This is a genomic window from Modestobacter sp. VKM Ac-2982, from assembly GCF_026967935.1.
In the GTDB taxonomy this organism is placed as follows: domain Bacteria; phylum Actinomycetota; class Actinomycetes; order Mycobacteriales; family Geodermatophilaceae; genus Modestobacter.
Window position 1 is genome coordinate 152,234 of record NZ_JAPVBL010000006.1, and the last position, 21,349, is coordinate 173,582.

Annotated in this window: 20 protein-coding genes; 13 read left to right on the top strand and 7 right to left on the bottom strand. The window is 72.8% G+C overall.

Features of this window, described 5'->3' with window-relative positions:
- Positions 1-32 precede the first annotated feature (32 nt).
- Complete coding sequence (locus O2W20_RS20425) at positions 33-1,883, bottom strand: bifunctional metallophosphatase/5'-nucleotidase (RefSeq protein ID WP_269185528.1); 1,851 nt, start codon at positions 1,881-1,883, stop codon at positions 33-35.
- A 149-nt stretch (positions 1,884-2,032) separates the two neighbouring features.
- Positions 2,033-3,211: an ROK family transcriptional regulator gene (locus O2W20_RS20430; protein ID WP_269173456.1), complete on the bottom strand. Its 1,179-nt coding sequence runs from the start codon at positions 3,209-3,211 to the stop codon at positions 2,033-2,035.
- A 140-nt stretch (positions 3,212-3,351) separates the two neighbouring features.
- Between O2W20_RS20430 and O2W20_RS20435 the strand changes: the two genes are divergently transcribed.
- The 10 genes from O2W20_RS20435 (at position 3,352) to O2W20_RS20480 (ending at position 11,520) form a co-directional block, all read left to right on the top strand.
- Complete coding sequence (locus tag O2W20_RS20435; protein WP_269173457.1) at positions 3,352-4,092, top strand: amino acid ABC transporter ATP-binding protein; 741 nt, start codon at positions 3,352-3,354, stop codon at positions 4,090-4,092.
- 82 nt (positions 4,093-4,174) lie between these two features.
- Positions 4,175-5,134 carry a glutamate ABC transporter substrate-binding protein gene (locus O2W20_RS20440; protein WP_269173458.1) on the top strand — a complete coding sequence of 320 codons (960 nt, stop codon included), beginning with the start codon at positions 4,175-4,177 and terminating at the stop codon, positions 5,132-5,134.
- 42 nt (positions 5,135-5,176) lie between these two features.
- On the top strand, positions 5,177-5,821 hold the full coding sequence (locus tag O2W20_RS20445) for an amino acid ABC transporter permease (protein ID WP_269173459.1): 645 nt from the start codon (positions 5,177-5,179) through the stop codon (positions 5,819-5,821).
- Positions 5,818-6,687: an amino acid ABC transporter permease gene (locus tag O2W20_RS20450; protein WP_269173460.1), complete on the top strand. Its 870-nt coding sequence runs from the start codon at positions 5,818-5,820 to the stop codon at positions 6,685-6,687. Before O2W20_RS20445 ends, O2W20_RS20450 begins: the two co-directional genes overlap by 4 nt.
- Positions 6,677-7,639: an asparaginase gene (locus O2W20_RS20455; RefSeq protein WP_269173461.1), complete on the top strand. Its 963-nt coding sequence runs from the start codon at positions 6,677-6,679 to the stop codon at positions 7,637-7,639. Before O2W20_RS20450 ends, O2W20_RS20455 begins: the two co-directional genes overlap by 11 nt.
- Positions 7,636-8,367 (top strand): copper homeostasis protein CutC, encoded by a 732-nt coding sequence (locus tag O2W20_RS20460; RefSeq protein WP_269173462.1) that lies wholly within the window; start codon positions 7,636-7,638, stop codon positions 8,365-8,367. The genes O2W20_RS20455 and O2W20_RS20460 overlap by 4 nt, the downstream gene beginning before the upstream one ends.
- Positions 8,364-9,326, top strand: coding sequence for an ROK family protein (locus O2W20_RS20465; protein WP_269173463.1), 963 nt, complete (start codon positions 8,364-8,366; stop codon positions 9,324-9,326). The genes O2W20_RS20460 and O2W20_RS20465 overlap by 4 nt, the downstream gene beginning before the upstream one ends.
- A 110-nt stretch (positions 9,327-9,436) precedes the next feature.
- Positions 9,437-9,814, top strand: coding sequence for a VOC family protein (locus O2W20_RS20470; protein WP_269173464.1), 378 nt, complete (start codon positions 9,437-9,439; stop codon positions 9,812-9,814).
- Positions 9,814-10,131 carry a DUF1905 domain-containing protein gene (locus O2W20_RS20475; RefSeq protein ID WP_269173465.1) on the top strand — a complete coding sequence of 106 codons (318 nt, stop codon included), beginning with the start codon at positions 9,814-9,816 and terminating at the stop codon, positions 10,129-10,131. Before O2W20_RS20470 ends, O2W20_RS20475 begins: the two co-directional genes overlap by 1 nt.
- 66 nt (positions 10,132-10,197) lie before the next feature.
- Complete coding sequence (locus O2W20_RS20480) at positions 10,198-11,520, top strand: hypothetical protein (RefSeq protein ID WP_269173466.1); 1,323 nt, start codon at positions 10,198-10,200, stop codon at positions 11,518-11,520.
- A 50-nt stretch (positions 11,521-11,570) separates the two neighbouring features.
- Here O2W20_RS20480 and O2W20_RS20485 read toward each other — a convergent pair whose 3' ends face one another.
- The 4 genes from O2W20_RS20485 to O2W20_RS20500 all read right to left on the bottom strand — a co-directional run bounded on the left by O2W20_RS20485 (position 11,571) and on the right by O2W20_RS20500 (position 17,317).
- On the bottom strand, positions 11,571-14,171 hold the full coding sequence (locus O2W20_RS20485) for an MGH1-like glycoside hydrolase domain-containing protein (protein ID WP_269173467.1): 2,601 nt from the start codon (positions 14,169-14,171) through the stop codon (positions 11,571-11,573).
- A gap of 274 nt (positions 14,172-14,445) precedes the next feature.
- Positions 14,446-14,592 (bottom strand): hypothetical protein, encoded by a 147-nt coding sequence (locus O2W20_RS20490; protein ID WP_269173468.1) that lies wholly within the window; start codon positions 14,590-14,592, stop codon positions 14,446-14,448.
- Between the two features lie 131 nt (positions 14,593-14,723).
- Positions 14,724-15,365 (bottom strand): response regulator transcription factor, encoded by a 642-nt coding sequence (locus O2W20_RS20495; protein WP_269173469.1) that lies wholly within the window; start codon positions 15,363-15,365, stop codon positions 14,724-14,726.
- Positions 15,362-17,317: a GAF domain-containing sensor histidine kinase gene (locus tag O2W20_RS20500; protein ID WP_269173470.1), complete on the bottom strand. Its 1,956-nt coding sequence runs from the start codon at positions 17,315-17,317 to the stop codon at positions 15,362-15,364. The genes O2W20_RS20495 and O2W20_RS20500 overlap by 4 nt, the downstream gene beginning before the upstream one ends.
- A 166-nt stretch (positions 17,318-17,483) precedes the next feature.
- On the opposite strand from O2W20_RS20500, the gene O2W20_RS20505 reads away from it, so the two are divergent.
- Together O2W20_RS20505 and O2W20_RS20510 are read left to right on the top strand one after the other, a co-directional pair.
- The gene (locus tag O2W20_RS20505) at positions 17,484-17,963 is read left to right on the top strand and encodes a hypothetical protein (protein WP_269173471.1); all 480 of its coding nucleotides are present in this window, start codon (positions 17,484-17,486) and stop codon (positions 17,961-17,963) included.
- Positions 17,964-17,989: 26 nt separating this feature from the next.
- Positions 17,990-18,469 carry an allene oxide cyclase barrel-like domain-containing protein gene (locus O2W20_RS20510; protein WP_269173472.1) on the top strand — a complete coding sequence of 160 codons (480 nt, stop codon included), beginning with the start codon at positions 17,990-17,992 and terminating at the stop codon, positions 18,467-18,469.
- 55 nt (positions 18,470-18,524) lie between these two features.
- Here O2W20_RS20510 and O2W20_RS20515 read toward each other — a convergent pair whose 3' ends face one another.
- On the bottom strand, positions 18,525-20,270 hold the full coding sequence (locus tag O2W20_RS20515) for a putative bifunctional diguanylate cyclase/phosphodiesterase (protein WP_269173473.1): 1,746 nt from the start codon (positions 20,268-20,270) through the stop codon (positions 18,525-18,527).
- Positions 20,271-20,483: 213 nt separating this feature from the next.
- Between O2W20_RS20515 and O2W20_RS20520 the strand changes: the two genes are divergently transcribed.
- Entirely contained in the window at positions 20,484-21,188 is a 705-nt protein-coding gene (locus tag O2W20_RS20520; RefSeq protein WP_269173474.1) for an endonuclease/exonuclease/phosphatase family protein, read from the top strand.
- Positions 21,189-21,349: the final 161 nt, after the last annotated feature.

Consider the following 21,349-nt stretch of genomic DNA (forward strand, 5'->3'; position numbering starts at 1 on the left):
CCGGGGGCGTGATCCCGGCACCTCCGTGGGGATCAGCCGAGCAGCGGCTCGCCGTCGCGGACGAGCTGCCAGTTCTCCACGTAGAAGTCGGCCGGGTCGATCACGCCGCGCTCCTGGGCCCACTCGATGAGCAGCTGGCGGATCTCCAGCTGCTCGTTGTAGACCACCGGGGCCGTGGAGATGTGCGGGAAACCGCCACCGCCGGAGCGCCGGTAGTTGTTCACCGCGACGACGAAGCGGGCGTCGTCGGCCACCGGCTCACCGTCGATCTCCAGCCGGGTGACCCGCTCGCCGACCGGCCGGGAGACGTCCAGGTCGTACTCGACGCCGGAGAGCACGTCGTAGTTGTAGTCCGGCGTCCCGTCGGCGTTGGTGATCGTCTCCGGGTCGACGGGCCCGGTGGCCGGCACCTGGGTGAAGTAGCTCGCCGACTCCTCCAGGTAGTCGCGCACCTGGGCGCCGGTCATCTCCACCGCCTCCAGGGTGTTGTCGAAGACGTAGAGCCCGGCGATGTCCCGGATGGTGACCTCGCCCTCCGGGAAGACCGCCTCCCGGCTGAACGGCGCGGCGATCGACAGCACCGGCAGGTCGGCCCACTCGGTGCCCCCGAGCGCAGCGTCGACGGTCTCGGTCTGCACCTGCTGGATGAAGTCGAGGATCGGGGTGTCCTCGTACCGGCTGGTGAGCGTGGTCAGCTCCTCGGTGGAGGTGGCCACGACCTGGTTGACGTAGTCGACGGTCGCCTGGTGCGCCTCGTCGGTGACGGCGAGGACGTCGGGGTCCTCCGGGTAGTCCCTGGTGCGCAGTGCGGTGGCCGTGGCCTCGGTGACGTCCCACTGACCACGGGTCTTGGTCAGCTCGAAGTCGACCTGGCTGACCGTGGCGCCCCAGCGGTAGGGCTGGGTGAGCAGCACCTCCTCGCCGGTGACCTCGTTGACCACGACCTGGGACGGGGCGTCGCGGTGCGTGTGGCCGACGACCATCGCGTCGATGCCGGGCACCGTGCGGGCGATGACGTCGGAGGGGTTCTCCGTGCCGACGGCCGGGTCGTCGTAGGACGACGTCCCGCCGACCCCGGCGTGCGCCAGGACGACGACGACGTCGGCCTGCTCGGCGACGACCGGCACCCACTCCTCCGCCGTCTCCACCATGTCGCGGAACTCGAGCTCGCCCTCGACGTTGTTGCGGTCCCAGATCGCCGAGCCCGGTGTGGTGAGGCCGATGATGCCGACGGTGACCGGCTTGGCGCCGCGCACCTTCATCCGCTCCAGCGTGTACGGCGGCAGGTACGGCTCGCCGATCTCCACGTCGATGACGTTGGCGCCGAGCACCGGGTGGTCGACGTCGTCGACGTAGCCGGCGAGGGTGTCCAGGCCGTAGTTGAACTCGTGGTTGCCGACGACCTGGGCGTCGTAGCCGATGACGTCGTAGGCCGCCGCGATCGGGTGCTCGGCCTCCGGCGGCTGCTGGGCGGCGAGGTAGGTGAGCGGCGTGCCCTGCAGGAAGTCGCCGTTGTCGACGACGAAGACGCTGTCCGCGCCCTTCTCGGCGCGTACCGAGTCGACCACCGAGGAGATCCGGGCCAGGCCCGTCGCGTCACCGGCCCTGTCGGTGTACGGCGCGTCGCGGAAGTAGTCCCAGTCCTGCGCGCGGCCGTGGACGTCGGTCGTGGCCAGCATGGTGAGCTCGAGGCTCTGCCCCTTGCCGTGGCCGCCGCCCTGCCCGCCACCGTGCCCCTTGCCATGGCCGTGGCCGTTCCCCTGGCCATGGCCGTTCCCGTGGCCGTTGTCGTGACCACCCGGGCTCGCCGCCGCGGGGGTCACCGCCCCGAAGCTCATCGCCAGCACCACTGCCGCGACCGTCACCGTCGTCCGTCTGCGCACGCGATCTCCCCCAAGCTCGTCAGCCGCCCCTCGTGGACCGGCTGTGCGGTTGCTGAGCCAAGGTAACGAGGAATGCCGACAAGTCGACACCAGTCAGCGCCTGTTCACGTCACGGTCCTCGCCGGGTCGTCCGGCGCCCCAGGGAGACCTCAGCGGGAGGCGCCGCGCGCGGCCAGCTGCTCCGGGGAGAACGCCAGGTCCAGCGCCTCACGGGCGGCGCCGAGCACGGCGGCCTGCTGGCCCACGCGGCTGACCGCGATCTCCAGGCCGTCGGTGATCATCGGCGGGCACTGCGCGTAGATCGCCGACCGCACCCCGGCGACGAAGGCCTCGGCGCTGCTCAGGTGCCCGCCGATCACCAGCCGCTCGGGGTTGAAGAAGTTCAGGATGGTCGAGAGCACGGTGCCGGTGCTCCCCCCCGCCTCGCGCAGCAGCTGGGTGGTCAGCGGGTGCGCGTCCCGGGCCAGGTCGAGCATCCCCTCGGTGTCCGGGGCGGGCACCCCGCGCTCGGCGAGTTGCTCGACCAGCGCGGCTCCACTCGCCACCGCGTCCAGGCAGCCGACCCGCCCGCACGAGCAGGGCACCGGTGGGGCGCCGGGCACGGTGGTGTGGCTGATGTCCCCCGCGAACCCGCCGCTCCCCCGGTGCAGCACCCCGCCGGCGACGACGCCGCAGCCGATGCCCGAGCCGACCTTCACGAAGACCATCTGCTCCGCCGGCGAACCCCCGGCGGCGTGCTCGCCCAGCGCCATCAGGTTCGCGTCGTTCTGCACGATCACCGGCACGGAGAGCCACTGCTGCACGATCGCGGCGACGTCGGCGCCGTTCCAGCCGGGCATCCGGGCCGGGGAGACGACCAGTCCGGTACGCGCGCTGACCGGCCCGGGCACGCCCACGCACATGGCCAGCAGCGGCGGGGCGTCCTCCAGCCCGGCGACCGCGTCGGTGACCGTGCTGACCACGGTGCGCAGCACGGCCTCCGGGCCGTCGGAGACGGCGATGGGCAGGTGCCGCTCGGCGACCTGACGGCCGGCGGCGTCCAGGACGGCGATCGCCGCGTGCCGCTCCCCCAGGCTGACGGCGACCACCAGGCCGGCCGCGCCGCGCATCTCCAGCCGGCGCGGCGGCCGCCCGCCGGCCGAGGGCCCGGTGCCGGTCTCCACGAGCCAGCCGCGCCGGATCAGCATCTCCACCCGGGCGGCGGCGGTGGTCGCCGAGAGCCCCGTCTCGCGGGCGACGTCGGCGCGAGAGGTGGCGCGGCCGAGCCGGACCAGCGAGAGCACCTCGCTCGGGGAGGTGGCCGACCGGTCACCGGCGGAGGTGGGCATGCCGGTCAGTGAAGCAACGCCCGCCGTCCGAAGCAACGGACACTTACTCCGGAAGTGGAAATACTTCATGGACTTCTCGTTGTAACGATCGCCACTTAGCCTTCCCCCAACGTTCAACGCCGATCGTGAGGAGGACGACGATGAGCACGCCGATGGTGAGCATGCGCGGCGTCGACAAGCGCTTCGGCGAGCTGCACGTGCTCCGCTCGATCGACCTGGACGTCGCCCCGCAGGAGGTCGTCGTGGTCATCGGGCCGTCCGGGTCGGGCAAGTCGACGCTGTGCCGCACGATCAACCGGCTCGAGCCGATCGACGCCGGTGAGATCCGGGTCGACGGCCGGCCGCTGCCCGAGGAGGGCGCCCAGCTCGCCCAGCTGCGCGCCGACGTCGGGATGGTCTTCCAGTCCTTCAACCTGTTCGGCCACCTGAGCGTGCTGGACAACGTGATGCTGGCGCCGCTCAAGGTCCGCAAGGTGGCCAAGGCCACCGCCCGCGCCGAGGGGATGGCGCTGCTGGAGCGGGTGGGCATCGCCGACAAGGCCGACCGCTTCCCCGCTCAGCTCTCCGGCGGTCAGCAGCAGCGCGCCGCGATCGCCCGGTCGCTGGCGATGGACCCGAAGCTGATGCTCTTCGACGAGCCGACCTCGGCGCTGGACCCGGAGATGGTCAGCGAGGTCCTCGAGGTGATGGTGGGCCTCGCCCGGGACGGCATGACCATGGTCGTGGTGACCCACGAGATGGGCTTCGCCCGCCGCGCCGCCGACCGCGTCGTCTTCATGGACGCCGGTCAGATCGTCGAAGAGGCCCCACCGGCGGAGTTCTTCGACGCCACCCGGAGCGAGCGCGCGCGCTCGTTCCTCTCCAACGTGCTGGCCCACTGACGGCCGAGCGCAACCCCGGGCGGACCCGCCCACCCCACGCCCGGCGCCGCTCCCCCGGCCGGGCTGATCAGAAAGGCAAGGCATGAGTGACATCCGCCTTCCCAGGCGCCGCTTCCCGCTGATCACCGCCGTGCTGGCCACCGCCTCGGTGGCGGTCGCCGGGTGCGGGTCGTCCGACTCCTCGTCCGACGCCGTCCCCGGAGGCGGCGACGACACCGCCGCCTCCGGCCTGGACGCCGTCTACGAGGACGCGCCGGTCGCCGACGAGGAGCTGATCCTCCCCGAGTCCACGATGGCCGAGATCAAGGAGCGGGGCGTGCTGCGCGTCGCCGCCGCCCTGGACGCGCCGCTGCTCTCCCAGCAGGACCCGAGCAACCCCGAGGACGTCGAGGGCTTCGACATCGACCTCGCGAAGATGCTGGCCATCTACATCCTGGGCGAGCCGAACATCGAGATCGTGCCGCCGGCGTCGGAGACCCGGGAGGCGCTGCTGCAGAACGGCACCGTCGACGTCGTCTTCAACACCTACACGATCACCGAGGAACGGGCCGAGCAGATCAGCTTCGCCGGCCCGTACTTCACCTCGGGCCTCGCGGTGGCCGTCGCCGCCGACAACGAGGACATCTCCAGCATCGAGGACCTCGACGGCAAGAACGTGATCGTCGGCGCGAACACCCCGGCGGTCACCGCGGTGCCCGAGGTCGCCCCCGGCGCCGAGGTGACCAGCTTCGCCACCGACCCGCAGGCGGTGCAGGCGCTGGTGCAGGGCCGCGGCGACGCCTATGTGCAGGACTACACCCTCCTGCTGGCCGCGGCGGACGCCAACGACGACATCAAGATCGCCGTCCAGCCGTTCACCGAGGAGCCCTACGGCATCGGCCTCCCCCCGGAGGACCCGGAGTTCAAGGAGTTCGTGAACACCTGGCTGGAGGAGATCGAGGACGACGGCTCGTGGGCCGAGATCTGGGAGGCCACCCTCGGCACGGTCGTCGAGGGCGACGCCCCGACGCCGCCGGAGATCGGCTCGGTGCCGGGCTCCTGACCCGGCACCCCTGAGGCAGCAGCGCCAGCAGAGGACGACGACGTGACTGCAGTGATCGAGAACCTGGACCCCTTGCTGAGGGCACTGGGGACGACCGTGCTGATCCTGGTGATCTCCGCGGCCGGCTCCCTGGTGCTCGGGGTGCTGATCACCGTGGCCCGGGTGAGCCCCATCCCGGTGCTGCGCGGGGCCGCGTTCGCCTACGTGCAGGTGTTCGTCAACGTCCCCCTGCTGGCGCTGCTGCTGCTGGCGGTCTTCGCCCTGCCCGACGCCGGGCTGCTGATGCCACTGACCACCACGGTCATCGTCGTGCTCACCGTCTACGAGGCGGCGTACGTCGCCGAGGCGGTGCGCAGCGGCATCAACACCGTGGCTGTCGGGCAGGTCGAGGCCGCCCGGGCGCTGGGGCTGCGGCTGTCGCAGACGCTGCGGCACGTCGTCGTCCCGCAGGCGGTGCGCGCGGTGGTCCAGCCGCTGGGCAACGTGATGATCGCGCTGCTGATGAACACCGCCCTGGCCGCGACCGTCGGCGTGGTCGAGCTGACCTCGGCGGTGAACAAGGTGAACCTGGTCGCGGCCCAGCCGATCCCGATCTTCACCGCCGCCGGCCTCACCTACATGGCGCTCGCGCTGGCCATCGGGCTGGCCGCCGGGCGGATCGAGAAGAAGGTGGCGATCCACCGATGAGCCACACCGGTGCCTTTCTCTACGACGCCCCCGGGCCCCGCGCCCGGCGGCGGATCATGCTCGGCTCGGTGGTCAGCGCCCTGGTGCTGGCCGGCCTGCTGACCCTGGCGCTGGTGCAGTTCGGCCGGACCGGGCAGCTGGACGCCGACCGGTGGACGCCGTTCCTCGACTGGCCGATCTGGTCCTACCTGCTGGTCGGGCTGCGCGGCACCGCGCTGGCGGCCGCGCTGGTCGCCGTCCTGGCCGGGGCGTTCGGCGTGCTGCTGGCCATCGGCCGGCTGTCGCAGAACCGGCCGCTGCGCTGGCTGTCGACCGGCTACATCGAGGTGGCCCGGACCATCCCGGTGCTGCTGCTGATCTACCTGATGCTGTTCGGGCTGCCGGCCTACGGGATCAACCTGCCGGTGCTCTGGAAGCTCGTCGTGCCGCTGACCATCGCCAACGCCGCGGTGGTCGCCGAGATCGTCCGGGCCGGGGTGCTCGCCCTGCCGCGCGGGCAGATGGAGGCGGCGCTGAGCCTGGGCATCCGGCGCGGCCAGGCGATGCGCTTCGTCGTCCTGCCCCAGGCGCTGCGGCACGTGACGCCGTCCCTGGTCACCCAGCTGGTGAGCCTGATCAAGGACACCTCGCTGGGCTACGTCGTCGCCTTCACCGAGCTGCTCTACCGAGCGCAGGTGCTCAGCGCCTACAACCGGCTGCTCATCCAGACCTTCCTCGTGGTGGCGCTGATCTACCTGGTGTTCAACGGCGCCCTGTCCTACCTGGCCGCACGGCTGCGCACCCGGGTCCGTCGCCAGGTGGCGCCGCCGTCCGGGCCCGCCGAGCAGGCCGCCGACCGTGAACTGGAGACCCCCGTTGTCCGCTGAACTCGCCGTGGTCCGCCGCTCGGGCCTGGTGGAGAGCCGGCACCTCGGCTCGCTGCTCGCCCTGGACGCCGACGGCTCCGTGGCGCTGTCCCTCGGCGACCCCGACGCCACGATCCTGCCGCGCTCCACCACCAAGCCGCTGCAGGCACTGGCCTGCCTGACCGCCGGCGCGCCGCTGACCGGTCCGGAGCTGGCGATCGCCGCCGGCAGCCACACCGGCGAGGACGCGCACGCCGACGTCGTGCGCCGGCTGCTGGACCGGGCCGGGCTGGACGAGTCGGCGCTGCAGTGCCCGGTCGACTGGCCCGAGGACGAGGCGACCCGCGTCGCGCTCATCCGGGCCGGCGCCGAACGCAGTGCGGTGCGGATGAACTGCTCGGGCAAGCACGCCGCGATGCTGCTGGCCTGCGCGGTCAACGGCTGGCCGACGGACTCCTACCTGGACCCGGGACACCCGTTGCAGCAGCACGTGCGCGCGGTGACGGCGGAGTGGACCGGTGCGCCGGTGCGGCACGACGCGATCGACGGCTGCGGCGCTCCGCTGTTCGGGACCACGGTGCGCGGCCTGGCGACTGCCTTCCGTGCGCTGTCGCTGGCTGTCGACGGACCGGCCGCTCAGGTGGCCTCCGCGATGCGGACGCACCCCTTCTTCGTCGGCGGCACCGGACACCAGAACTCCGCGGTGATGGAGCTCGTGCCGGGCGCGGTCGCCAAGGGCGGCGCGGAGGGCGTGATCGGCGTGGCCGGGCCGGACGGCCAGGCGGTGGCGATGAAGATCGTCGACGGCAACCCGCGGGCGACGACGATGCTGGCGCTGACCGTGCTGGGTGGGCTGGGCGTGGACGTCTCCGCCGCGGCCTCCCTGACCGCGCTCCCGGTGCTCGGCGGTGGGGTGCCGGTCGGTGCGATCGAGCCGGGCGCCGACGTCCTCGCCTGGCTGGCCGCCCGGTGACCGCGGTCGAGATCTGCATCGACGACGTCGCCGGCGCGACGCTCGCCGAGGAGTGCGGCGCGGACCGGGTCGAGGTGTGCGCGGCGCTGTCGGAGGGCGGGACGACGCCGTCGATCGGGCTGGTGTCCACGGTCCTCGCCGAGGTGTCGCGGATCGGCGTGCAGGTGCTGATCCGGCCGCGCGCCGGGGACTTCGTGTACTCCCCCGCCGAGGTCGACGTGATGCTCGCCGACATCGCCGCCGTCCGGGCGCTGCCCGCGTCGGCGCAGGTCGGGTTCGTGGTCGGGGCGCTGACCGCCGAGGGCGCGATCGACACCGCTGTGCTGTCCCGGCTGATGAAGGCCGCCGGGCGGTGCCCGGTGACGTTCCACCGGGCGTTCGACACCCTCCCCGACCTCCCCGCCGCGCTGCCGGTGCTGATCTCCGCCGGGGTGTCCCGGGTGCTGACCTCGGGTGGTGCGCCGACGGCTGCGGCGGGGGCTGACGTGCTGCGCTCGTTGGTCGAGCTGGCGGGCGACCGGATCACCGTGCTCGCGGGTGGGTCGGTGCGTGGGTCGAACGTGGCGTCCCTCGTCGCGGAGACCGGCGTGCCGGAGGTGCACCTGCGGGCGGCTTCGCCGGTCGCGTCGCCGTCCGTTTCGGCAACGGAGGTCAGCTACGACGCCGTCCCGCGGCTGGCCACCTCCGCCGGCCCGATCCGGGCTGTCGTCGAGGCGCTCGCCTCGTGACGACCACTCCTGCGGTGCTGGCGATCGACGTCGGCGGCACCTCGATGAAGGGCGCGGTCGTGACGCGCGACGGCCGCCCGGTGGTGGTCGAGCGCTGGCCCACCGACCCGGCGACGGACACCGTCGGCGCCATCGCCGGCCACCTCCGCTCCCTGGCTGCCCTCGCGCGTGACCACGGTCTGGACGTGGTCGGCGCCGGCGTGGTGACCCCGGGGATGCTCGACGAGGCGGCCGGGACGGTCGTCTACGCGTCGAACCTGGACTGGCGGGACGTGCCGCTGCGGGCGCTGCTCGCCGAGGCGACCGGGCTGCCGGTGGTGACCGGCCACGACGTGCGGACGGCGGGGCTGGCCGAGCAGCTGCTCGGGGCGGCGCGCGGCGTCGAGGACTTCGTGCTCGTGACCATCGGCACCGGCGTGGCCGCGGCGCTGGTGGCCGGTGGCCGGTCGGTGACCGGGGACGGCGGGGCGGCCGGCGAACTCGGCCACATCCCGATGGTCCCCGGCGGCGAGGCGTGCACGTGCGGGCAGAGCGGCTGCCTGGAGGTGTACGCGTCGGGAGCCGGGCTGGCCCGCCGGTACGCGGCTCTCTCTGGCGTCTCGCTGCCGGCCGAAGACGTCGTCGCCCGGCTGGGCCACGACGCGGACGCCGACCGGGTGTGGGCCGAGGCGATGGCCGTGCTGGCCCAGGGCCTGGTCACCGCGACGCTGTTGCTAGACCCGACCACGATCGTGTTGGGCGGCGGCTTCACCGCGGCGGGCGACGCCCTGCTGGAACCGGTCCGAGCCGGACTGGCGGCGGGGTTGGCGTGGCGCTCCGCCCCGCCGGTGCGGGTCGCCGAGCTCGGCAGCGAGGCCGGCTGGATCGGCGCCGCCGCCCTGGCCCTCCGCTCCGCCGGCCACGCCGATGCCCTCCAGACCTGGACCCCCCACGCCCTCCTCGGCGCCCCCATCCCCTGAAGGGCCGAAGTCGCGACTTCGGCCCCTCTCCGGCTTCGGCGATGACTTCTGGGGACGAGCCGGGTCTCCATCTCTGCCTGGCGGTGCGCGCCGGGCGGAGTGGGAGCGTCATGAACGAGGCCACGACAGGCATCACCCGGGTTGCCACGACAACCGTGGTGGTGTCGGACCTGCAGCGGGCCCTGGACTTCTACGTGGACGACCTGGGCTTGCAGGTCGTCCGCGACACGGATCTGGGTCCAGGCATGCGCTGGGTCGAAGTGGCGCCGGCCGGCGGGGGGACGTCGATCGCCCTCATCGCGGCGGGCAGCGGCTTCCCACCGGGCATCCGGCTGGGCACGGCCGACGCGGACGCCGCCCACGCGCAGCTGCGCGGGCGGGGCGTGGACGTCGACGACGAGGTGCTGCGGATGGGCGAGATGGCCCCGCCGATGTTCAGTGTCCGCGACCCAGACGGCAACGTCCTGGTGCTGGTGGAAGGTGCGTGATGACCGCCCTCGACGAGCGGTTCACGGCCCGGTTGCTGAAGAGCCCGGCGGACGGCGGATGGACGTACCTGGTGTGGCCGGACTCGGTCACCTTCTTCGGCACCCGCGGGCTCGTGAAGGTCATCGGGACGATCGACGGACACCCGTTCCGGAGTTCGTTCATGGCGCTCGGCGACGGGACGCACAAGCTGCCGGTGCGTGCCGCGCTCCGCGCTGCGATCGGCAAGCAGGCTGGCGACACCGTTGAGGTGCACCTGACGGAGCGCATCACCACCGCCCACCCCGTCGGCTCACGAGCTCGGGCGACGAGCGGCTGATCAGCCAGACGTACTGTCGGCGCGGCCACCGAGCATGAAGTCACGTGTCCCACATACGGTCTGCGCATGAGGTTCTCGCTGGACCCGGACCGAGAAGTCCCACCGAGGGAACTTGGCGGCATTCTGGGGCTGTACGACAAGCCGCCATATCGCGACTGGCTGGCTTGGTGGACTGCTTGCTGGACCATCTTTGCCGGTCTTGCGATCGCCTTCCCAACGACCGAGAGCGCCCGCACCAGCTCGCTTCCGCGCTGGCTGGACGCGTTACTTGCGGCCCTCGTCTTCGGCCTGCTTTTCGGTGTTATTCCGGCCTACGTGCGACTGCTGGTCCGCCGACGGGTGATCCGGCAGCGGCGGCGCAAAGACGCTGCTGCGCAAGTGCCTGGGCAGCCCGCGTCAAGCGTGGAACCTTTGTCACAAGGGCCTTCCCATCCGGCGCCGGCCAGGCCTCCGTTGCCCGTACGGCCCCCGTCAGCCCCGAGCCGGCCGGTGTCCCTGGCGACCCTCGACCTCTCGAGCATTCAGCGCAATTCAGTGCTGACGGAAGCCCGCAGTTCGCTCCCCTACCCGGTGGCGCGCTCCGTTCGCAAACTTCAGCTCGCCGGTGATGCGCGTGAGATGTACGACGTCGCTCTCCGGACGGCAGAGACGCTGGCGACCGTCCTTGGGATTACTGGCGCAGCATGGGCCAGGCATCGCGGGGTGACCACCGAGGCCCTCGACAAACTGGAAGTCGCATACGTGACCAGGGGTGTGTCGCAAGGCCACTGGATCGATGTCGCACGGTCGATGGAATCGCCGCTGGCGCGCGAAGAGGGACCCGTGCCCGGGATGGCGGATGCGCTACGCCGCGGAAAGGGTGGGTCAGGCCTACTGTATGACTTGGACCAGCTGGTGGCTGAATGGAATCGATGGGCACATGGTGCTGGCCCGCGTAACAAGCCGGAAGCAGCCGAGCGCCTGGCCGAGACGATGCCCCACTTGGAGCGGGCGTTGGAGCGAGCGTCGTTCCTGACTGAGTGGCCATGGGTCCTCATCGAGAAGTCACAGTGGCGCCGGCGTGAACGGGATTTTCTCGTCAGTGCGTCGCGAGCAATGGGTGACCACCCGGACTTCGACCACATGTCCATCACGACCACCGAAACGCTCGCCGACGACATCTTCTACATTCTTTCGCCGACGGGCGCTATCGACCTGACACCGCTTGTTGTCATCCGGCCCTGTCCGACCTGCCATCAGCGCGAGGTGGCATATGCGGACAAGTTGGACAAGAACAAGGGTGTCTCGCTAAAGACGTTCGATCGTGGTCACGTGCTGTATGAACCGTCACTCGTCGATGAGATCAGGACGATCGCACACCCTCACGGCAACGCTAGCGACGCCATCTAAGGCCACCACCGTCCCGCGGCGAAGCATGTCGACGAGCGACAACTCTCCGATCAGGCCCAGCGGGGGTCGGCGGGGAGGCGGGGGTTGAGCAGGTGAGCGACCAGCGCCGTCCAGCCGGTCTGGTGGGTGGCGCCCAGGCCCTCGCCGGTGTCGCCGTCGAAGAACTCGCTGAACGTCGGGTGCTCACGCCACAGCGGTGAGTCGCTGGACTCGATCCGGTCGCCGTCGGCCGGGCGCTTGCCGTCCACCGGGCGGAACAGCCGGGTGAGGCTGTTGTCGATCAGGTCCGCGGCCTCCACCAGCGTGCACTGCGTGCCCGACCCGGTGGGGATCTCGATGGTGAACGAGTCGCCGTAGTGCCGGCCGAGGGTGCGCAGCTTGTCGGCCAGCAGCACGTTGACCGGGAACCACACCGGCCCGCGCCAGTTCGAGTTCCCGCCGAACAGCCCGGTGCGCGACTCCCCCGGCTCGTACTCGATCGACACGTCGCGACCACCGACGTTGGCGAACACCTGCCCCGTCGACTTCGACAGCGACCGGATGCCGAACGGGGAGAGGAACTCCTCGGTGTCGAACATCCGCTGCAGGATCCGCTGCAGCCGCTCCTTGCCCACGAGCGAGAGCAGCAGCCTGCGGCCCTCCGGCGCCCGCCGGCTGCGCAGCGGGCCCATCAGCTCCGGCCGGCGCTTCTGCAGCCAGCGCACCCGCTCGGCGACGTCCGGCAACCGCTCGGCGACCCAGGCCGGGATCTCGGTGGCGCCCAGGATCGGCAGCAGGCCGACCATCGAGCGCACCCGCAGCGACTCCGTCGTCCCGTCCGGTGCGACCAGTACGTCGTAGAAGAAGCCGTCGTCCTCGTGCCACAGCGACACCTCGTGCGAGCCGAAGGCGTTCATCGCCTCAGAGATGGCGAGGAAGTGCTCGAAGAACTTGGTGACGACGCCGTCCCACGCCCGGTCGAACTGCGACAGCTCGAGGGCGATCTTGAGCATCTGCTGGCAGTAGAACGCCATCCAGCTGGTCGCGTCCGACTGCTCCAGCCGGTAACCGGGAGGCAGCGGTGCGGACCGGTCGAACAGCGCGATGTTGTCCATCCCGAGGAACCCGCCCTCGAAGACGTTCGACCCGTCGGCGTCCTTGCGGTTGACCCACCAAGAGAAGTTCATCAGCAGCTTGGTGAACACCCGGATGAGGAACTGCTGGTCGCGGTAGCCGTCGAGCCGGTAGACGTGCCAGGCCGCCCAGGCGTGCACCGGCGGGTTGACGTCACCGAACGCCCACTCGTAGGCCGGGAGCTGACCGTTGGGGTGCATCGCCCACTCGCGGCACATGAGCACGAGCTGTTCCTTGGCGAAGTCGGGGTCGACGTGCGCCAGCGGCAGGGTGTGGAAGGCGGTGTCCCACGCGGCGAACCACGGGTACTCCCACTCGTCGGGCATGGAGATCACGTCGGCGAGCGCGACGTGCCGCCAGCTGGTGTTGCGCTGTCCCTTGGCCCGGCGTTCCGCCGGTGCGGGGACGTCGGGGTCGCCGTCCAGCCAGCGGGCGACGTCGAAGCGGTACAGCTGCTTGGTCCAGAGCAGGCCGGCGTAGGCGCGACGGGCCACGTGCCGGTCGTTATCGGAGAGCCCGGGGTGGATGACGCCGGCGTAGAACTCGTCGGCCTCTGCCCTCCGGAGGCTGAGCACCTCGTCGAACTGCGCACCGAACATCTGCTGCTCGGGCTCGGCCTGGGTCAGCCGGAGCTTCACGGTGACGGTCTCGCCGGGCTCGACGGCGTCCCACTGGTACCAGAACGCGGCCTTCGTGCCCGTCCGGTCGGGGTTCACCGCGGACTTGTCCTCGTGGACGACGCGGCGGTCGATGCCGTCCTTCGTGTACTCGCTGGCGTTGCTCTCGGCACCGAACAGGGCGACGGCGTTGGTCTCGTTGTCGCAGGTGAGGACGTCGGGGCTGCCGTCGGCGGCGAGCACCCAGCGACCGAGGTAGCCGTGCTCGGCGACGACCGCCGCGACCTCCTCGTCCTGCGCGGTGAGCGTGGGCTTGCGGTCGTCGAGTCCCCAGGACCAGGTGTTGCGGAACCAGACCTGCGGGAGCAGGTGCAGCGGTGCCGCCTCGGGGCCGTGGTTGGTGGCGGTGACGGTGATGCAGACGTCGTCCGGGCCGGCCTTGGCGTAGGTCGTCTGGACGTCGAAGAACCGGTCCCCGTCCAGGACCCCGGTGTCGGCGAGCTCGTACTCCCGCTCCAGCCGGGTGCGCTTGGCGTTCTCCTCACGCAGCTGCGCGTACGGGAACTCGGCCTGCGGGTAGCGGTAGAGCCACTGCATCCAGGAGTGCGTGGGCGTGCCGTCGGTGGGCCACCAGTGCTCCTTGGCGTCCTCACCGTGGTTGCCCTCGCCGTTGGTCAGGCCGAAGAGGCGCTCCTTGAGGACCGGGTCCTTGCCGTACCACATCGCCACGGAGAAGTTGAGGAAGCCGTAGCGGTCGCAGATGCCACCCAGGCCGTCCTCGCCCCAGCGGTAGGTGCGGGCGACGGCGTGGTCGAAGGTGAAGGACGCCCAGGCGTCGCCGTCGGCGGAGTAGTCCTCGCGGACGGTCCCCCACTGCCGGCCGGCCAGGTACGGCCCCCACATCCGCCAGGGAGCAGCCATGTCGGCCGACTCGGCCAGGCGCGCGTGCTCGGCGCTGCAGGGTCGGTCAGTGTCTCGGGGAGCGGGCGCCGGGTCCGGGTCTCGGAGCGGGGCGCCGGGATCAGCGGCAGACACGACCTCCACAGTGCCACGACGAGGTTGCACGATTGTGTCGCGCACGGCCGTGCGAGACCAGGCTCACCGCCGGACGCCCCGCCCGTCGCTCCTGTCCCTGCCTGCGGACGACGCGGGCACGGCAGCGGCGTCCGACCGGACGCCGCTGCCGGGAGCCGGCTCAGTGGCGGCCGGTGCCGCCCTTGCCGCCGCTGCGCTTGGCCTGGAAGTCGGCGAACGCCTTCTTGAGCTTCGCCTGGTTCTGCGGCTTGCGGGCCTCCTGGATGACCTTGGACGCGACGCCCGAGATCAGGAGCTTGCGGATCATGCCTGCCATGGTGGATCTCCCTCTGTCGATGTGGCCGGTGCCACGTGCCGGCGCCGGCCGCGCCTGTCGAGGGTGCCCCAGGACGTCGGGTTCCACGCCCGGCAGGTCTCCCGAGACCCAGCGCCGTCCCGTCAGGTCCCGCCCAGGCCTGCCGCGCGGGCGCGGGCGACCGCGGCTGACCGGTCGGGCACCTGCAGCTTGGTGAGGACGGCGGAGACGTGATTGCGCACCGTCTTGTCCGACAGCGCCAGCCGCCCCGCGATCCGCCCGGTCGACAGCCCGGCGGCCAGCAGGTCCAGCACCTCCCGCTCCCGGTCGGTGAGCTCCGGGAGCACCGGTGCCCGAGCGCCGGACCCGGTCAGCGCGTCGACGACCCGGCGGGCGACGGCTCCTCCGTAGACGGCGTCGCCGCCGGCCACCGCCAGCACCGCCCGCACGATCTCCTCCCGGTCGGCGCCCTTGAGCAGGTAGCCGCGGGCCCCGGCCCGGAGGGCACCGAACAGCGATGCGTCGTCCTCGTGCATGGTCAGCACCAGCACGCCCAGTCCGGGGTGCCGGCGGGACAGCTCGTCGACCGCGGCGGCGCCGGACACCCGGGGCATGGACAGGTCGGTGAGGACGACGTCCGGTGCGCACCGCTCCACCTGGGCCAGCAGCTCCGCACCGTCGGCGGCCTCCCCCACGACCTCCACCTCCGGCGAGGCGTCGAGCACGGCACGCAGGCCGAAGCGGTACATCGGGTGGTCGTCGGCGAGGACGACGCGGACGGTCACCGGGACACCTCCAGCGGCAGGCCGGCGACCACCCGGGTGCCGGTCGGGCCGCTGGTGACGGTCAGGTCCCCGCCGACCGCCTGCGCCCGCGTGCGCATCGACTCCAGCCCCACCCCGTCGGGCCGCACCGGATCGGCGGGGGTGAAGCCGGCACCGTCGTCGGCGACCGCGACCTCCAGCCGGCCGTCCCGGGCCCGCAGGCCCAACTCCGCGGACCGGGCCCGGGAGTGTCGGGCGACGTTGGTCAGCGCCTCCTGAGCGATCCGGTAGGCCGCCGTCTCGACGTCGGGCCGCAGGGACGGGAGCTCCTCGGCGGTGACCCGCACCGGCACGGTCGGTGCGAGGGCGGCGGCGTGCCGCTGCAGGGCGGCGACCAGGCCGACGTCGTCCAGCGGTGCCGGGCGCAGCCCGTCCAGGATCCGCCTGACCTCGCCGACGGCGGCGTCGACCTCGTCCTTGAGCCGGGCCAGCAGCGCCGCCGACTCGGGGCCGGCCCGCTCGCCCAGCTGTGCCTGCACGGCCTGCACGGCGAGGCCGATGCCGGCCAGCGTGGGGCCCAGCCCGTCGTGCAGGTCGCGGCGGATCCGGTCGCGCTCGGTGTGCGTCGCCGACAGCACCCGGACGCGCTCGTGCTCGAGCTCGCCGGCGAGCTCGAGCGCCCGGACGACGACGGCCACCTGCGGCGCGAGCACGGCAAGCAGCCGCCGGTCGGCGGGGGTGAACGGCTCACCGGGAGCCCGCTGCGCGACGAGCAGCGTGCCGACGTCCTGCCCGCTGACCCGCAGCGGCACGGCCACCGCCCCGTCGTCTGCGGGCACGACCCCGGGTGAGGCGACGTGGGCGCCCGGCGAACGCAGCGCTGCGGTGACGGTGTCCAGGACCGCCGGCAGCAGGTCCCCCTCCGGCGCGCTGGCCACCCGGTCGCCGAGCTCGGTCACCGCCCCCACCGGATCACGACGCCGGCCGTAGACGAACCGGTCGGCGGCTGCCTGCAGACGCACGCGGCCCGGGCTGAGCGCCACGGCGAGCAGCGCGGCGGCGACGGCGCCGGCGACCGGCGAGAGGGTGCGGCCGAACGCGGCGGCCGCCGCGGCGGCCAGGGAGAGGTAGAGCAGGACGACAGCGCCGGTGAGGGCGAGGTAGACCAGCGCCCGGCTGACGACGATGCCGAGCAGCCGGTAGAAGACCACGCCCACCAGCACCGAGCCGGGCACCATCCACGCCAGCCCCGCGAACAGCCAGTTGGGCACGGGGACCACGAACACGACGACCATCAGCGGCAGGACGACGACGGTCAGCCAGGCGAGCTGCTGCCGCTCCACCCCGCGGGCGTGGACCAGCCGCACCGCCGTCCCGGCCCAGATGACCAGCGCCCCACCGATCACGGCAACGGCGGCGGCGACCAGCGCGGCCGTCGTCCACGCCGACGGCGGCAGCGAGACGGGGGCCGGCCGGGAGCGGACGACGTCGTCGTAGGCCGACGGGTCAAGGGTGCTGAGCGCGGTCAGGACGCCGAGGCCGGCCGCGACGGCGCCGACCGGCCACCGCCACCACCGGGCCGGCAGCCGCCCCGACGGGTAGATCGCCACCAGCACCGTCGCCGGCAGCACGAGGGACGGCAACCAGACCATCACGCCGACCTGGGCGACCACCGGGGCCAGCGGCCAGTCGGGTTCGGCGACGTCGACGCCGTACCCGCCGTAGGCGTTGCTCCAGGCGCTGAGCGCCTGGAGCAGGCCGACGAGCACCAGCAACCAGCCGATCGGGTTGCGCGGACGGAGGTGCACCAGCAGCGCGCCGATCGCGGCGCAGCCCACCGCGTACACCGCGCCGGAGACCGAGACGTCCAGCCCGGGTGCCTGCCCGTCGACCCAGGCGGCCAGCACCGCTGCCGCTGCGCACAGGACCACCGCCGCGACTGCGGCACCGGTGGTTCCCGCGCGGGACCTCATCGCGTCAGTGTGGCCCCGGCGGCGTCCCGGTCGGGGGCCTTCGTGTCCCGGTCGGACCGGGACGTCCTCCCGGACCGACCGGGTCGTCGCGCTCATCCGGCGGGTCGGCGCGGGCGGCCACGGTGGTCGGCGTCCGCTCCCCCACCCGACACCCGGGAGGACCACCATGACCACCCTCGACCCGACCGCCCACCGTCGCGCGCTGCCGGCACCGGACGGCTGGACCGTCGCCGGCGCGGGGCTCGCCCTCGTATGCGTCCTGGTGGGCACGTACGTGCAGACCCCGTGGAAGTCCGGCTCCACCGAGTGGGGCGTCGAGTTCAGCGGCAACGGCGGCTGGGGCGGCCTGGCCCTGCTGATCGCGTTCGTCGCCGTCGCGGTCGTCCTCGTCGGCCTGGCGACCGCCCGGGCCCGCGCGGTCGCACCGGAGCGGACGGCCCGGCGCGCGCTGCTGCTGGCCGGGCTCGGCGTCGTCACGATCGTCGTCTTCTGGACCGGGCTGCCGCCGGTGCTCGCCGCCGGGGCAGCCGGGCTCGCGGTCTCCACCCACCGCCGGCTCGGCCGGCTGCCCGCCTCGGCCGCGGGCGCCCTCGTCCTCGCGGCCCTGATCGCGCTCGGCGCGGTCTACCTCGCGTTCACCGGTTGATCCCCCACTCCCGAAGGAGAACCGCCATGTCCCGAACCGTGTCCCGCCCCGCCGTCATCGGTGCCGCCGGAGCGGTGCTGGTCGCCGGCTCGCTGCTCATCGTCGTACCGGCCGCAGCCGGCGACCAGCCGCTGCGGCTGTCCACGGAGGTCATCCGGAACACCGACCTCGACCTCGGCGACCCCGGGCCCAGCGCGGGCGACACCCAGGTCTTCCTCGACGACGTCCGGCGTGACGGGCGGTCGATCGGCAGCTCGGCCGGCAGCTGCACGCTGGCCGAGCTCACCGAGACCCGGCTGGTCGGCCACTGCACGGCCACCCTGACGCTGCCCCAGGGGACGATCGCGATGCAGGGTGCCTTCGGCGAGGACCCGAGCGAGGGACCGGCCGGGTTCGTCTGGGCGGTGACCGGAGGCACCGGCCGGTACACCGACGCCGGCGGCGAGGCACGGGGCACCTTCCGCCCGGACACCGACATCGTCGACTGGGAGATCCGCTTCCGCTGATCCGCTCGCGGGGGTGCCGGCGCCGTCGCGCCGGCACCCCGCTCTGTCCGCCCCGTCAGGCGGGGCGGGCGACCTGCAGGAGAACGTGGTGTGCGCCGCCGGTGCGGAGGCCGGCGAGCAGGTCGGGCAGCGGGACCGGCCGGCCGTAGCGCCAGCCCTGCGCGAACGTGCACCCCATCGCGCGCACCGCGGCCTCCTGCTCGGCGGTCTCCACCCCCTCGGCGACGACGTCGAGGCCCAGGCCGCGGCACATCGCCACCAGGCTCTGCAGCATCTGCGCCCGGCGCGGGGAGGAGGCGACGGTCGCGATGAACGAACGGTCGAGCTTGAGGACGTCGGCCGGCAGCGTGTCCAGCCGGCTCAGCGACGAGTAGCCGGTGCCGAAGTCGTCGATGGACACCACCACCCCGGCGGCGCGCAGGGCGTGCAGCGTGGCGACGGCGGCCGGCGACTCGCCCTCCAACATGCTCTCGGTGACCTCGACGACGAGGTGGCCGGCGGGGAACCCGGTCTCGGCCAGCACGTCCTGCACCCGCTGCGCGCAGTCCGGGTCGTTGAGCTCGCGGCCGGAGACGTTCACCCCCAGGGTGACCTGCACGCCGGCCCGCGCGCGGACACCGGCCAGTGCGGCGCAGGCGGTGCGCAGCACGTGCGCCCCGAGGGCGAGGATCAGCCCGTTCTGCTCGGCGACCGCGACGAACTCCTCCGGCGGGATCGGGCCGTGCTCGGGATGGGTCCAGCGGGCCAGCGCCTCGACCCCAACGACGGCGCCGTCCGGCAGCGCGACGATCGGCTGGTAGTGCACCGCCACCTCCCCGGCGGCGAGCGCGGCCGACAGGTCGTGGGCGAGCGCCGAGCCGCTGCCGCCCTCGAGCTCGCACCGGCCGCGGCCGGCCGCCTTGGCGTCGTACAGCGCGCGGTCGGCCCGGCGCATCAGCTCGGCGGCGCCTTCACCAGGGCGGTGCTCGGCGACGCCGCAGGAGATGCCGATGTCCGGGTGCCGGTCGGCGGTCCGGCGCACCAGGGTCAGCGCCTCGGCACCGCCGACGCCGGGCAGCAGCAGGGCGAACTCGTCGCCGCCGTGCCGGGCGAAGACGGCCGTCGGCGGCAGCTCCCGGCGCCACACGTCGGCGATCCGGCAGAGCACCCGGTCCCCGGCCTCGTGGCCGGCGGTGTCGTTGATCTGCTTGAAGTGGTCGAGGTCGACCAGGGCGGCCGAGAGCGGCTCACCGATGCGGGCGGACGCGCTGCGCAGCTCGTGCAGCGCGTCGTCGAAGCCGCGGCGGTTGGCCAGCCCGGTGAGCGGGTCGCGGCTGGCGCTCGACGCCCGGATGACCAGGCCGCGGACGACGCTGCCCAGCGCCACGATGACCGCATCCAGGCCCAACGCGATGGACGCCGGGACGTCGCCCTGGGCGAGCAACGCGGCGGTCACCGCGCTGATCCCGAACGCCATGTGCAGCCAGGCGAGCGGGAGGCTGAAGAAGAAGCAGGCGTCGACGGCGACGAAGGCCATGATCGTGGCCGCGGCCATCGCGGTGGCGGCGTCGGGGCTCACCGTCACCGCGACGGCGACCAGCCCGGCGGCCGACGCGACCGGCCAGTGGAACACCCGGCGCGGCCAGTGCGGGCCCCAACGGAACGCCACGGCGCCGCACGCCAGGACGACGATGGCCAGACCGAAGATCGCCCAGCGCCCCTCGGTGGCGGCGTCCGGACCGAAGACGGCGAGCAACCCGGCGATGCCGGCCGCGACGTAGAAGGTCGCGAGGACGCGCGCCATCATCCGGGGTGTCGCCACCGCAGGCGCCGTCGACCAGCTCACCTGTACGACGTCGGGTCCGCGGCGGACGTGGTTGACCGCTTCAGCGAGACTGCCCCGTTCCACTCCCCCGCCCGGGTGACCGCCCTCCGGAGAGCAGCCGTTCGTCTCTACTGGCTCAGCCGACCCAGGATCCGGCCTATTCGGGCGCGGCGGCACCACCCAGTGCCTGCGCACTGTTGTCATCGCCCGGTGAAGCTGAGCACCTGGAACTGCTGCGGGAAGTTCGACGAGAACCTGCAGCACCTCCTCACCCTGGACGTCGACGTGGCCGTCGTCTGCGAGGCCCGCACACTCGCGACCTGGCCGACCGCCCCCGACGGCCGGGCGCTGACCGGCCTGGGGCAGCGCGTCTGGTCGGAGAGCCCGAGGGAACTGGTCATCGTGGCCCGGGAGCCGTGGTCGATCGAGCTCCACGAAGACGCCGGGTCGGCGCCCGGGTGGGTGCTGCCGGTGCGGGTCAGCGGTCCGACGTCGTTCACGCTGGTGGCCGTCTGGACGGTGAGGTTCGCAGGCACGCCCGGCTACGTCGCGCAGCTCGACCGGACGGTCGACTGGATCGCACAGTTCTCCGCCGATGCGCCGACCGTCCTGGCCGGCGACCTCAACGCCCCGATCGCGGACAGCCAGAAGCACTACGACCGGGTCGAGCAGCGCCTGAACGACCTGGGCCTGGTCGACGCCTACCGGGCGTCACGCGGACTGGAGGCCGGTGAGCGACCGGCGGAGCCGACCTACTTCCACCACCGCCGGCAGGACGACCCGTTCGACATCGACCACGTCTTCCTGCCCACGGCGTGGGCCGACGCGGCTGCGGTCGAGGTGGGCGACTTCGACACCTGGGTGGGCACCGGGCGGAGCGACCACGTGCCGGTGACGGTCGCCGTCCAGCGGTGAGCTGACCGGTCAGGCGGTCAGCTGATCCGGGCCCGTCGCGCAGGACAGGCAGAGCCATTCGGGATCGTCCGGCCCCACCATGCAGCCGCCGAGGATGACCTTGCTCTCGTCGGCGAGGTCCACAGCTGTGATGTCCGGGAGTCCGTAGACCACCGGGAGTG